This is a genomic window from Planctomycetia bacterium (assembly GCA_034440135.1).
In the GTDB taxonomy this organism is placed as follows: Bacteria; Planctomycetota; Planctomycetia; order Pirellulales; family JALHLM01; genus JALHLM01.
On the sequence record JAWXBP010000140.1, the window covers coordinates 1 to 14,159 of the forward strand.

Below are 14,159 nucleotides of genomic sequence, written 5' to 3' on the forward strand. Positions count from 1 at the left end.
ACGCTTTCGCCGCATCGCTGAGATTGGCATTCAGGCTGCCGAGGCGCTCGATCATGCGCACCAGATGGGCATCGTGCATCGCGATATCAAGCCGTCGAATCTGATGCTCGACGAGCGCGGCAAACTTTGGATCACGGACTTCGGCCTCGCCCGCAACCAAGGCGGCGCCAGCATGACGATGACCGGCGACCTGGTCGGCACGCTCCGCTATATGAGCCCGGAACAAGCGCTCGCGAAACGCATCACCGTCGATCACCGGACCGACATCTATTCGCTGGGTGTGACGCTGTATGAGTTGTTGACCTTGCAACCTGCGTTTCCCGGCCCGGACCGCGAAGCAACTTTGCGCCAAATCGCGTTTGATGAACCGACCACGCCGCGCAAGCTGGACCGCGCGATTCCGGAGGAGTTGGAAACCATCGTCTTAAAGGCGATGGAGAAGAATCCAGATGATCGGTATGCCACGGCGCGGGAAGTGGCGGAAGATCTGCGGAGGTTCTTGGAACATAAGCCGGTCAAGGCCAAGCGGCCCTCACTCTTCAAGCGAATGCGCAAGACCGCACGACGTCATGTCACAGCGGTGACATTGACGTCACTCATGATCGCCGCGGTCACAGTCCTCGGCGTCGCGATGTACGCGCAACGGGTTTCAGCCCAACGGCAAATCGTCGGGCAAGTAGGCCTGTCAATGGCGTCGGCGCGAACTGCCATCGAAGCCGGCGACTTGCCCCTCGCCGGGCTGAGCCTAGTCGAAGCCCGAGCCCGGCTCGGCAAACATCGTTCCGCCCTCTCGACAACGGCCGCCGAGGTGGATGAACTCGCGGCGGAGCTGGACGCCCGCAAGGCGGAACTGGTGCGGTTCGGCAATTTCATGGCGCTGGCCCGCACAAACGACGGTACATACCATACCAATCAATTTGCGCGCGAGGCTCTCGCCGTGTATGGCGTCGCCAACGATCCGAAATGGATCAATCGTCTCAACGCGTCCTACCTGTCACCCATGCAAAAGGAGAGCGTGCAGGAGAACGCCTACAGCACATTGTTGTCGCTGGCCTACTATTCCGTTGCTCAATTAGTGTCGAAGGAACCCCAAGAAGCTCTTGCCATTCTCGACCAAGCTCGCTTGTTCCACGAGCCGACGAAAGCTTTCTGGCTCGTGCGCGGACAAGCCCACCGGCAATTGAAGGACGAACAGGCGGCAAAGCAGGACGACGAACATTTTCGGACCGCTACGGCCAAGACCGCCTTGGATTGTTTTCTCACTGGACGTAGGGCTAAAGAAGAGGGAGACAATCAAGAAGCGAAACGTTTATTTCGGGCGGCGTTTCGACTGCAGCCGGATCACTACCCATCACTATTCTTTCTCGGTCTCTGTCTGGAACAAAACAACCAAGAATCCGAGGCGATCGGGTACTTTACAGCCTGCCTCGCCGTGCGTCCGCATGATAGTTACTCTCTCTGGAATCATGGCGAGTGCAACCAAGCACTCGGTCGAATGGAGGACGCGGAAGCGGACTATACGGCGGCTATCAAGGAGGCTCCTTCTGACGATGTTCGGCTGAGTCGTTACGCGGGACGGGGCACTTTCTATCAGTCGATCGGCCGGACAGACGACGCTCGGCGGGATGCGGACAGTATGCTGGCGCTCGCCGATCAGGTCTTGGGCTCGGAGCGCACCGCTCTCACTGGGGGACAAGTTGAATCGTTTATCACCTGCGGCCGCTTCGCTCGACAGCTCGGTCGCCTAAAAGAAGCGGAGGCTGACTATTCGGCGGCCGTCATCTTCGCCGCCAGCGACTCCGCGCGGTTGTACGCCTTCGAATGGCGATACTATTTCCACAAGTACATCGGCATGGAGGTCGACGCGGCGCAGGACATGGACCGTTACATTGCGCTCGCCAAGCCGATGCTGGAGTCGCAGCCTGCCGCCCTCGCGCTCGATACTGAGCTGATGACCGACCTCGGCTTTGCCTTGCTCGTTCGGCAACGCTACGACGAAGCGGAAACGCTGCTGCGCGAGAGTCTAGAATTGATGCGCACGACGAAGGGTCTGACCCATAGCAGTACACTGCGGACGATGGAATACGTCGGCTTGGCCTTACTCGGCCAGCAGAAGTACGACGAAGCGGAACAACTGCTGCGCGAGTCTCTGAACGAGGCCGAAAGACAGCAAGATTACAACTCGGACACGTTCGTTCGTATGTCGGAGCTCTCGGGCGCATTGACAGGTCAAGCGCACGGGCTGAAGCAAACCAATCCCGGCGCCGCCGAACAAAAGTTATTGGAGGCGGAGTCGCTGCTGAAAACGGCGTTTGCGGACCTCAACACGAGAGTCGAGGAGCGAGACGACTGGATGAAGGCGCGCGTGAATGAGACGCTGGAGCGCCTTATCGAGCTTTACACCGAGTGGGACAAGCCGGACGAGGCGGCCAAGTGGCGACAAGCGTTGGAGGCCAGTCGCGCCAAGCCGGTGGAGTCCACAGATTCCCCACCACCGACTTCCCAACCTTAAGTTCTCAAAAAAACCCGGCCGGTGAGCGAGCGGCGCTAACCAGACTGCTCACCGGCCAGTACGTCCCGCGGCGCACGGTCTGCGCGCTGCGATAGGCGTTTTCATTTTACGCAGGCCGCCAGGAGTAATCCATGCGTGCCTCCACGTCTGTCTGGTCCCGCTACGCCCATCGCCTGTTCGGCAATCCGCAGGCGACCACGCCACTACGAAGGGCCGGTCGCCGCGTACACCGACTCGGCTTCGAGCGGATGGAGGACCGGACGGTGCTTTCGGCTTCGTTCGGCGGGGCTGCCGCAATCGATGTCGCCGCGCAGGACTTTGCCGCCGACCAGGCGGGAAACACGATCATGTCCGGTTTCTTTTCCGGTACGGTGGACTTCGACCGCGCCGCCGCGCACGTCGGCGACACTGACATGCTCACGGCCGGCGGCACGAACGACATCTACTTCGCCAAATATGCGCCCGACGGCGCGTTGTTGTGGGCCAATCAGATGCTGGGCGCGGCCGGCGCCAGTGGTGTCGCTCGGACGGTGACGACCGACACGAGCGGCAACTTCTATCTCGGCGGCGATTTCACGGGGACGATCAGTTTCGGCGCGTTCACCCTGACGAGCGGCGCCGCCAAGGACGGGTTCGTCGCCAAGGTCGGCTCGGATGGGACCGTGCTCTGGGCCAACCGCTGGGGAGCCGCCGACGCGGAGATCGTCAATGGAATCACCGTCGACGGCGCCGGCAACGTGTACACCGCAGGGAGTACATCCACCAAGCTTCAGGTCGAAAAATTCAGCGCCAGTGGCACGCCACTCTGGGCCAAGCAAATCAGCGGCGCTAGCGGGGCCGATGCCGTTGGCAACGGAATTGACACCGACGCCGCCGGCAATGTCTACGTGGGCGGAGGATTTAGCGGGAAAGTGGACTTCGACCCAGGCGCTGGCACGCAAAACGTCAATGCCGGAGCTAACGACAACGGTTTCGTGCTCAAGTTGACCGCGGCCGGCAACTACGGCTGGGTCAGCACGTTTGCCAGCCAGACGTCCGCGTCGTACAGCAAGTGCAACGACCTCCTCGTCGACGGCGCCAACAATATCATTGTCGGTGGTTCCTATTACGGTTCCGTCGACTTCAAGCCAGGCAATGGAACGTACGTTTTGCCCACGTGGGTATTCCCACCGGGCGGTTCCGGCGCGTACTCCGGCCCCGGATTCATCACCAAGCTCAACTCGGCAGGCGCCTTGGTATGGGCGCAACAAGTCGGGAGCGGCGTTGAAGGAGGGGGCGGCGTCATGGGTCTTGCCCTGGACTCGGCCGGTAACGTCTTTGCCACGGGCATTTTCAACCGCACGACGGACTTCGACCCGGGCGCCGGAACCAACGTGATGACGAGCAACGGAGGCACGGACGTCTTTGTGACCAAGTTCAGCGCCACGGGCGCGTACCAATGGGCGGTTTCCGTCGGCGGGACAGGGAATGATTGGGCCCGAGGCATCGCGGTCGACGGCGGCGGAAACGTGCATGTCGCGGGGTACTTTTACAACACCGTCGATTTCAATCCCGATGCTGACTCGATTAGTACACTGACCAGCACGGGAGGCAGCGACGGGTTTCTCTTGAAGCTTCTGCAGTTCTGATGCCTGGTCACCGGCCAATGGCCGCCGGGATAAATGATCCCGGCGGCCCATTCAGTCAACGTCGGCCTTTCTAAGGCGAATTCACGCCAAGCCTTTTCGCGTGCTAGAGCGCGACGAACTGAAGACCTGAAAGCGTTCGTCCCTGCGCATTCCAACTTTACCAAGAGTACCTTCCATGCGTCGCCTGTTGATTGAATCGCTCGAACTGCGCGCGTTACCGTCGGTGTCCCCGCTCGGCGATGTTTTTCCGGTCAACCAGTTCACGGCCGGCAGCCAGCGTACTTGGCCCGAATCGCCGCAGGCCGTGGCCGCTGATGCCGAAGGCAATTTCATTGCCACTTGGACCAGCGCCGGCCAGGCAGGAGCGGAAGCCGTTTACATGCGTCGATTCTGGGCCTCGGGAGAACCGCGGGAGAGCGAAATCCGCGTGAACGAACCTCTCGGCAAGGCCCGCTACTCCTCGGTCGCCGTAGGGGCGGGCGGGGAAGCCGTGATTGTCTGGACCGCCTACGAGCATCTCGACGGCAGCGGACAAGGCGTCTTTGGACGGTATTTCGATCCAGGCGGTCAGCCCAGCGGTGGAGTGTTTCAAGTGAACCAGACGGAAGCCTATCACCAACGCACGCCGGCAGTCGCCTTTACCGCGGACGGCGAATTTGTCGTGACCTGGGCTGATTTGCTGGGGGACGACGATTTCAACGGCATCAAAGCGAGGCGTTTTTTTGGGGACGGAGTGCCCCTGAGCGATGAGTTTCTCGTCAATTCAACAACGGTCGGCAATCAATTCGACCCGGTTGTTTCGTCAAGCGTGTTGGGCGAGTCCTTCTATGTGGCTTGGACTGACGATCGCGCAGGTAGGTCGGAGATTCGCGCGCAGCATTTCAGCGCCGAGGGGGCACAAATGGGCGACGAGTTTTTAGTCAGCGAAACAGCCGACGCGATGAATCGCTGGCCGAGAATCGCCACAGCGGCCGACGGCAGCTTGCTCGCGACATGGTCGGTCGAGTCTGCCGCTGGCGGTGGCTGGGACGTCGTTGTTCGACGATTCAGCGTGCAAGGGGTTCCGCTATCTGCTCCCGCCCAAGTCAATACGACGACCACCGGCGATCAACGCTTCAGTGCTCTGACCGTCGACAGCGACGGGAACGCGTTGATCGCCTGGATGGACAACAGTGTTGGTGCGACGTCTCCGCAAGTCGTGCTGCGCGAAGTCGCGAATACCGGCGTGCCCTTTGGCGCCGAAATCCACTCGCCCCTGTGGAGCGCGGCGGATCAGACTGCGCCGGCGCTCGGCCTCGGTCCGCTGGGGCAAGCAACATTGATCTGGACGGCCGAAGGACGCGACGGCAGTAGCAAGGGAGTCTTTGGCCAATCGGTCGCCTATCTGGCAATGCAAGTCACGGGCGACACCAACTTCGACGGCCAGGTTGACCTCGCGGACCTGAACAACGTCCGCAATCACTTTGGTGAGACCGGCAATGTCCTTGGCGACGCGAACAGAGACGGAGCAGTCGATCTGGCGGACCTGAATGCAGTGCGTAATAACCTGGGAGTTGCCAACAGCAACCGGCAAGGCATCGCCGATCGGCCGGCGCTGGCGGATCGCGCTTTCCAGGCGATGGAAATTGAATTTGCTGGAACGGTAGGCGTCAACGCGTCCACCGTACTCGACCAGCGAACGGCGAGTCTCTCAGCCGTCGACCAAGTTTTTAATTCCATGATCTGCGAGGAACTGGCCACGACCAAACGCAATCGTCGATCGCGATGAGGGATCATCGCGACAGTTGCGGCCGCCTGGCCAACCTGCATTGGTCAGGCGGCATTCTCTTGGCAATTCCGCGCTGCGTCGGCGGAAGTATTAGTTCGCTGGCGGCGCGCCCGTCGTAGGTGGCTCGCCGTATGTTTCTTCATGTAACAGAACGACGGGAGCCGTCGAAATTAGTCCCGCACAGGAATCGAACACCACCGGTGTTCTTCGGAAAAAACGAGGGGTGGCGTCGAAAATGGCGCAGAATCCGGCGCAGTTGATGCGGCAGAAGTCCCGTTGGCTGCCGGTCGATGGGGAAACCGACGGCCGGCTTACCGGAAAGGCCTGGATTGCGGGGGCTGGCAAGCGCCCCTAAAATTCCCGAATTCCAGCAATTAGTTGCTGTTGTCGTTACTGACGGATTGGTTCGTTGCTTCGGCGAACTTGGCTTCCGCGGTGGACGGCAATCGCGGTAACGCAAAGCACGAACACGAGGGTCGTTTCAAGCGTCGCTGGCTCCGGCACGCGGGCGATCCAGGCCTCGTCAATTCCGGAGGGATTGAAGCCGTGGCCCACTATGATCGTCCCATCTCCTGAGACGTCATAGGCGGTAACTAGCCGCCAGCCAGATAACTCCGCTGCCAGCAGATGTTCTTGGATCAATACGTCTCGGAGTGATTGCATTCCACGATTCTGCCGCCAGACAGTTGCCACTGGACCTGTCGAAAATGGAGGCGTGTCCGAGCCGACGATCGTCTGCCCATCCGCTGACACAGCAAATGCAAGGCTCTCGATTCCACCGGGGATATGTCCGAGCCTGGACATGCCTTCTTCGGCCGTCCAACGGAAGGCCTCGTTGAGCATACTCCCCTGGGATTCTAAAGCGCTGCTATATCCCGCGATGACGCTACCGTCGGCGGACACGTCAGATGCCACGCTCAAGTATCCTCCGCCAGGGAGATCGCCTAGCGCGACCATCCCATCACCAGCGGTCCAACGAAATGCCTCGATCCCCAGCGCCGACCGTGCTTCACCAACGATGACCGAGCCGTCATGCGACACACTTATTGCCGCACTTTCGAATTCGCCGCCCGGCAAATCTCCAAGTCCGACCATTCCATCGAGTGGCGTGTATCGAAATGCCTCATGATTTAGGTCGGCGTTGAGCCCGGCCCCAACGATCGTCGACGAATCAGCAGAGATGGCAAAGGCAGCCGATCGAAGTTGACTGCCGGGAAGAAAGCCCAGGCCGGACATTCCACCGCTCGGCGCGTATGAAAAAGCTTCCAAACCGTTCGCCGACCAACCTACGCCGACAATCACACCGTCATTGGAGACGTTCGCGGCCAGGCTTTCGTGGATGCCGCCGGGCAAGTCGCCTAAGGCCGACATACCGTCCTCTATTGTCCATCGAAAGGCTTCTTGGCCAGCGGCCGAACGGCTTGCCCCGACCACCACAGATGCATTCGGAGAGATACCATTCGCGACACTGCTAAAGTCGCCGCCTGGCAGGTCGCCAAGGCCCAGGAAGAAAGGCTTTGCGGCCTGCGCCGAAGCAGCATGGCATGCCGCAATGATCAGTAGGACGGTTGCGTACACGCGTCGAGCGGCATTCATGGTGACTTTCTCAAAGTTGCAAAATCGGTTTATCAGGGGAGTCGTCACCGAGGATAGTTAGACGGCGCACGAAAGGCAACTTTCCGGCTGATCCGACCTGTTAAACCGCGGTGGTGCGCCGTATTCTGGGTCCGCTCGCTTCCCGTCGGCCGAATAGATTACTCTCCCAACATGTTCGAACAAGCCTTCAAAAACATCGACGACGTCCTCCGGCGCGAGGCCGGGTGTACCACCGAACTCGATTACACCGAGCAAACGTCCTGGCTGCTGTTTTTGAAGTATCTCGATGGGCTGGAGCAGGACAGGTCGGACGAAGCGGCCCTGCACGGCAAGAAGTACGGCTACATCCTGGACAAGCCGTATCGCTGGGAGAGCTGGGCCGCGCCGAAGGGTAAAGACGGGCAGATCGATCACAACCAGGCGCAGACCGGCGATGATCTGCGGGACTTCGTTAACGGGAAGCTGTTTCCCTACCTGCACGGTTTCACGCAGAAGGCCACCGGGCCGAATACGCTCGAATACAAAGTCGGGCAGATTTTCGGCGAGATCAAGAACAAGATCCAGTCCGGTTACAACCTGCGGGAAATCATCGATCACATCGACGAGCTGCGGTTCCGCTCGCAGACCGAGAAGCACGAGCTCTCGCATCTCTACGAAGCCAAGATCCGCAACATGGGCAACGCCGGCCGCAACGGCGGCGAGTATTACACGCCGCGGCCGTTGATTCGCGCGATCATCCAGGTGGTGAAGCCCACGATCGGCGAGCGGATCTACGACGGCGCCGTCGGCTCGGCCGGCTTTTTGTGCGAGTCGTACGAGTACCTGACTAACGAAAAGGAGCGGAAGCACAAGCTCACGACGAAGGACTGGAAAACGCTCCAGGAGAAGACCTTCTACGGCAAAGAGAAGAAGTCGCTGGCCTACGTGATTGCGATCATGAACATGATCCTGCACGGCATCGAGGCCCCGAACATCATCCACACGAACACGCTCACCGAGAACCTGGCGGATATCCAGGAGAAGGACCGGTACGACGTCGTGCTGGCCAATCCGCCGTTTGGGGGCGGCGAGCGGAAGGAAGTCCAGCAGAACTTTCCGATCCGCACCGGCGAGACCGCGTTCCTGTTCTTGCAGCACTTCATCAAGATTCTGAAAGCCGGCGGCCGCGGCGGCGTGGTCATCAAAAACACGTTTCTCTCCAACACCGACAACGCCTCGGTCAGCCTGCGCAAGCTGCTCCTGGAAAGCTGCAACCTGTACGCCGTGCTCGATTGCCCCAGCGGCACGTTCCAGGGCGCGGGCGTGAAGACTGTGGTGCTGTTCTTCGAGAAGGGCGCGCCGACCCGCAAGATCTGGTACTACCAACTCGACCCCGGCCGCAGCCTCGGCAAAACCAACCCGCTCAACGACGACGACCTGACCGAATTCGTGGAGTTGCAACAGACGAACGCCGACTCGCCAAAATCATGGACGGTCGACGCCAAAACGATCGACCCGACGACCTTCGACCTCTCGGCGAAGAATCCCGACGGTGGCGAGGAAGTGATCCATCGCACCCCGGAAGCGATCATAGACGAAATCGCGGCACTGGACGCGGAGAGCGCGTTGGTGTTGGCGGGGATTCGGGGGCTGCTATGAAAAGCAAATGGGAGTCGAGGGGATTGGGAGACCTGTGTCGATTTATTGACTACCGGGGAAAGACGCCAAAGAAGACTAAAGATGGTCTGCGGCTAATCACTGCAAAAAACGTAAAGATGGGATTCATTCAAGATGAACCACTTGAGTTCGTATGTCCAAGCACATACGAATCTTGGATGACTCGGGGGATTCCCGAGAAAGGCGACGTCATCTTTACGACTGAAGCACCACTTGGTAACGTCGCGCAGCTAGAAACAGACGAGCGAGTAGTGTTCGCCCAGCGAATCATCATTTTGTCGCCACGCGACTCCATCGTTGACGGTGCATTTCTCAAATACTCGCTACTGTCTGACGCAATGCAGATGCGAATTCATGAAAGGGGCACAGGCGCTACCGTCAAGGGCATCAAAGCGACGCTGCTAAAATCTTTGGAATTGTCCTTTCCAGGAATCGCCGAACAGCAGCGTATCGTCGGCATCCTCGACGAAGCGTTTGCCGGCATCGCCACCGCCAAAGCCAACGCCGAGAAGAACCTTCGGAATGCCCGGGAGTTGTTTGAGAGTGAGTTGAATGCGGTCTTTACTCGACGTGGTGACGGTTGGGTGGAGAAGACGCTTGGCGAAATTGGCAGGACGCAAACTGGCACCACGCCGAAGACCTCTGTGAGAGAGTACTTTGGCGACTTCATACCTTTCGTGAAACCAGCGGATTTCAAGGCGGATGGGTCGCTGAACTATGAGAACGACGGACTCTCGGAGAAAGGTCTGTCGGAAGCTCGTAAAGTTCCGGCCGAGTCGGTCGTTATGGTGTGCATTGGAGCCACCATCGGAAAATGTGGTTTGTGCGATCGCGATATAACGACGAACCAGCAAGTCAATGCACTCGTTCCATTCGGTGACGCATACTACAGGTTCCTGTACTTTCAGATGCGCACTGAGACATTTCAGCGACTTGTAATTTCGAGTTCGGCACAGGCGACATTGCCAATCATCAGCAAGTCATAATGGAGTGCCTTGACGATGGCGTTGCCCGAACAACTTGCAGACCAGAAGCGAATTGCCGTGGCACTCGAATCACTTTCGAAGGAAGCCCAACGCCTCGAATCTCTATACCAACGAAAGCTCGCCGCCCTGGACGAGCTTAAGAAATCGCTGCTGCACCGGGCATTTAGCGGGGAGCTGTAAGATGGCACGACTGTTGCGGCAGGACAAGAAATGGCTGCTCGCAATTGCGAGAAAGATCGCCCAAGATCTGAAAGCCCGTAGCGGCGGAACCCAACTTCGTATCCGCGTGCCATCTAGATCGAGCCGGACAAACTCCGATGGCTGGGCTGTCGTTATTGGCGACCTCGGCCCGGGTCAAGCGAAGTTGGATGTTTGGCTCGATCGCTTCGCCTGCCACGACGATCGGAAACTCTATGCGGGCTTTCGTGCGCCAATGAAGGCAACGATCGACCAAATCAAGCGGCGAGTTTCTCGGAGGCTGTGGCCGGTACGTCAGATTGGCGTGAAGGAAACAATGGTGAATGGATATTTTGCATTAACCGAGCCATTACCTCGCTCTGAGTTTAAGGTGCCGATCCTGGAGTATTATCCCGGCGGGGAAACATACTACGGAATCTTCGACACGACTCAATACCGCGACCAGAGCGGATCCGCATTCCGTCGTCGAGCAGTTGCCTTTTTCGAAGACGTGGCCCGAGAGCTGCCGCTTGCGAGCCCGCCTGACGACGAGCACGACGTGTTCCCGCGCTGTGAAAATCGGAGGCGAGTCGCCTCCCATCTGAAGCGCGAGCGCAGCAGACTTTTGGCAACTGAATGCAAGCTACGCGACCGTTACGTTTGCCAAGTATGCGGCTTGTGTTTCGAAGAACTCTACGGTCCTCTTGGAAAAGACTTCGCAGAGGCGCATCACCTCGTGCCTCTGGGAAGGCTAACAAGTACGACGGTGACGCGACTTGAAGACTTGACTACAGTGTGCGCAAACTGTCATAGGATGATCCATCGCATGGACGGTGTGCGGTCTGACTTCGTCAAACTTAGGGCGATCGTACGAAAGCTGCGGCGAAGGCATTGAGAATTAGTCGACATCATCTTTGACTACTTACTGCGATTGCTCCATGAACGAAGCCGAAACCCGTGCCGAGTATATCGATCCGGCGTTGGCTGCCGCCGGGTGGGGCGTCGTCGAGGGGAGCCGGGTGCGGCGGGAGTTTCCCATTACACAGGGTCGCCTGGAAGGCTATGGGCGGCGCGGCAAGGCGCTCACGGCCGACTATGTGCTGATCTACCGCAACACGAAACTCGCCGTCGTCGAGGCCAAGGCCTGGGACGAAGCCCTCACCGAAGGCGTGGCGCAGGCCAAGCAGTACGCTCAAAAGCTGGCGATCCGCTTCAGTTATTCCACGAACGGACAGGGTCTCTACGGCATCGACATGCGCGCCGGGACCGAGGGGGAGCTAACGAGCTATCCCACGCCGGAGGAACTCTGGAACCGGACCTTCGCCGACGAAAATGCCTGGCGCGACCGCTTCGCGGCGATCCCCTTCGAAGACCGCGGCGGCTATTACGATTTGCGGTACTACCAGGACATCGCCATCGAGCGCGTGCTGGAAGCGATCATCGCCGGCAAACAGCGGATGCTACTTACGCTGGCGACCGGCACCGGCAAAACGTTCATCGCGTTTCAAATCGCCTGGAAGCTGTTTCAAAGCCGTTGGAACTTGAGTCGGGAACCATCGCGCCGACCGCGGATTCTGTTCCTTGCCGACCGGAACATCCTCGCGAACCAGGCCTACAACGCCTTCTCGGCATTCCCCGAGGACGCCCTGATCCGAATCGAACCGAGCGACATCAAGAAGAAAGGCCGCGTGCCGAAGAACGGCAGCCTGTTCTTCACGATCTTCCAGACGTTCATGAGTGGCCCGCCCAAGGCTGGCGAACCGTCGCCTTACTTCGGCGAGTATCCGCCCGACTTTTTCGACTTCATCGTGATCGACGAATGTCATCGCGGCGGCGCGAACGATGAAAGCACCTGGCGCGCGATCCTCGAATACTTCGCCCCGGCGGTGCAACTTGGTCTGACGGCCACGCCGAAACGAAAGGACAACGTTGACACCTATGCCTACTTCAGCGAGCCGGTGTTTGTCTACTCACTGAAGGACGGCATCAACGACGGTTTTCTCACGCCGTTCAAGGTGAAGCAGATCCAGACGACGCTCGACGAGTACGTCTACACGCCCGACGACAAGTTGATCGAAGGGGACGTCGAAGTCGGCAAGCGGTACGAAGAGCCGGACTTCAACCGGATCATCGAGATCAAGGAACGCGAGGCGTATCGAGTGAAGCTGTTCATGGAGCTGATCGATCAGCGGCAAAAGACGCTGGTCTTCTGCGCCAACCAACAGCACGCCTTGGCGGTGCGCGACCTGATCAATCAATGCAAAACGAGCAAGGAGCCGGACTATTGCGTGCGCGTCACGGCCAACGATGGAGCGTTGGGGGAGCAGCACCTGCGCGATTTCCAGGACAACGAGAAGAACATCCCGACGATCCTGACGACTTCGCAGAAACTTTCCACCGGCGTCGACGCCCGGAACGTACGGAATATCGTCCTGATGCGTCCGATCAACTCGATCATCGAGTTCAAGCAGATCGTCGGCCGCGGCACGCGACTGTATGACGGCAAAGACTACTTCACGATCTACGATTTCGTCAAAGCGCATCACCATTTCAGCGACCCGGAATGGGATGGCGAACCGCTGGCGGAAGAGCCTTGCGAGAAATGCGGGCAGAATCCCTGCGCCTGTGCGCAGGCGCCGCCAAAGGTTTGCGCAAAATGCGGCCAGCGCCCGTGCGAGTGCCCGCCGACGGCATGCGATACCTGCGGCCAGGCGCCGTGCGCATGCGAGAAGTCGAAAAAGAAGCGGATCAAGATCAAGTTGGCCGACGGCAAAGTCCGAACGATTCAGCATATGCTGGCGACGAGCTTCTGGCATCCGGACGGCACGCCGATGTCGGCGCAGCAGTTTATGGAGACTTTGTACGGCAAGTTCCCGGAGTGTTTTAAGGACGAGACCGAACTGCGGGCGCTCTGGAGTTCGCCGGACACCCGAGCGAAGTTGTTGGAAGGGCTGGCGGAAAAAGGCTTCGGCAGCGACCAAATGGCCGAGCTCCAGCGAATCATTGACGCCGAAAAAAGCGATCTCTTCGACGTGCTGGCGCATGTGGCCTTTGCGCTAGCGCCGCTGACCCGAGAAGAACGCGCCGCCCGCGCGCGATTGGAAATCCAGACTCACTTCGACAGCAAACGGCAGGCATTCCTCGATTTTGTGCTCGCCCAATACGTCAAAGTCGGCGTGCACGAACTCGACATGGAAAAGCTCTCGCCGCTCCTGAAATTGAAATACAACAACGCGATCGCCGACGCGATCGCAGACCTCGGCAAGCCGGAGGAAATCGGCAATGTATTCAACGGCTTCCAGAAGTATCTTTATCTGAAAGCAGTGTGATCCGCCGGACTTTTCTGCCCCTGCTACGACGGGTATCACGGGACGAACTCGCGCCACCGCGGTAGAATTGCAATCGAACGCAGTTCCACTCCCGGGGACGTTATCCAATGAAATCCAATGGCAAATCTTCAGCGGCGACGGCGGAATTCGATTGAACGTCGATGCACGACTTCAAATCAACGGCGGTGCATTCGATACACTTGGGTTTATAGCCGAAGGACGCGATCGTTCAGTTATTCAGATTTACGATGCTTCTATTTTTGAAGGAGTGATCCTGTTTGCTGACAGCCGGCTCCTCTACGCAAATCGAAACACGGACTTTCCGCGTCAACCGGGCGATATTCGCGCCGCGGGACATAGCGTTGCACGAATCATCGAAGGGGATTCCAGCGGCTGGTTTGTCGCCAAAAAAAAATGGTTCTTCACCCAATTCCGGGGAAAGCCTGGCGGATTTTGAGAAAGAAGTAGTTGTCGTCTCGGTAGCCGTAGGCCATACGTTTGAGGACT

10 protein-coding genes are annotated in these 14,159 nt (G+C 58.9%); 9 read left to right on the top strand and 1 reads right to left on the bottom strand.

What is annotated here, in order from left to right; genetic code table 11:
* The 3 genes from SGJ19_08005 to SGJ19_08015 all read left to right on the top strand — a co-directional run.
* On the top strand, nucleotides 1-2,512 hold a 2,512-nt coding region (locus SGJ19_08005), incomplete at its 5' end, for a protein kinase (GenBank protein MDZ4780179.1).
* 131 nt (nucleotides 2,513-2,643) lie between these two features.
* Nucleotides 2,644-4,140, top strand: coding sequence for an SBBP repeat-containing protein (locus tag SGJ19_08010; GenBank protein MDZ4780180.1), 1,497 nt, complete (start codon nucleotides 2,644-2,646; stop codon nucleotides 4,138-4,140).
* A 175-nt stretch (nucleotides 4,141-4,315) separates the two neighbouring features.
* Nucleotides 4,316-5,908: a hypothetical protein gene (locus SGJ19_08015; protein MDZ4780181.1), complete on the top strand. Its 1,593-nt coding sequence runs from the start codon at nucleotides 4,316-4,318 to the stop codon at nucleotides 5,906-5,908.
* A gap of 390 nt (nucleotides 5,909-6,298) precedes the next feature.
* On the opposite strand, the gene SGJ19_08020 is transcribed toward SGJ19_08015, so the two are convergent.
* Entirely contained in the window at nucleotides 6,299-7,279 is a 981-nt protein-coding gene (locus SGJ19_08020) for a PEP-CTERM sorting domain-containing protein (GenBank protein ID MDZ4780182.1), read from the bottom strand.
* 396 nt (nucleotides 7,280-7,675) lie between these two features.
* Here SGJ19_08020 and SGJ19_08025 point away from each other — a divergent pair, with 396 nt between their 5' ends.
* The 6 genes from SGJ19_08025 (at nucleotide 7,676) to SGJ19_08050 (ending at nucleotide 14,109) form a co-directional block, all read left to right on the top strand.
* Nucleotides 7,676-9,142 carry an N-6 DNA methylase gene (locus tag SGJ19_08025; GenBank protein ID MDZ4780183.1) on the top strand — a complete coding sequence of 489 codons (1,467 nt, stop codon included), beginning with the start codon at nucleotides 7,676-7,678 and terminating at the stop codon, nucleotides 9,140-9,142.
* Nucleotides 9,139-10,146, top strand: a complete 1,008-nt coding sequence (locus tag SGJ19_08030) for a restriction endonuclease subunit S (GenBank protein MDZ4780184.1) — start codon at nucleotides 9,139-9,141, stop codon at nucleotides 10,144-10,146. The genes SGJ19_08025 and SGJ19_08030 overlap by 4 nt, the downstream gene beginning before the upstream one ends.
* A 15-nt stretch (nucleotides 10,147-10,161) precedes the next feature.
* A complete protein-coding gene (locus tag SGJ19_08035) occupies nucleotides 10,162-10,326 on the top strand; it encodes a hypothetical protein (protein MDZ4780185.1) in 165 nt (54 codons plus the stop codon).
* A gap of 1 nt (nucleotide 10,327) precedes the next feature.
* Complete coding sequence (locus tag SGJ19_08040; GenBank protein ID MDZ4780186.1) at nucleotides 10,328-11,218, top strand: HNH endonuclease; 891 nt, start codon at nucleotides 10,328-10,330, stop codon at nucleotides 11,216-11,218.
* Nucleotides 11,219-11,261: 43 nt separating this feature from the next.
* On the top strand, nucleotides 11,262-13,652 hold the full coding sequence (locus SGJ19_08045) for a DEAD/DEAH box helicase family protein (protein ID MDZ4780187.1): 2,391 nt from the start codon (nucleotides 11,262-11,264) through the stop codon (nucleotides 13,650-13,652).
* Between the two features lie 151 nt (nucleotides 13,653-13,803).
* Entirely contained in the window at nucleotides 13,804-14,109 is a 306-nt protein-coding gene (locus tag SGJ19_08050) for a hypothetical protein (protein MDZ4780188.1), read from the top strand.
* Nucleotides 14,110-14,159 lie beyond the last annotated feature (50 nt).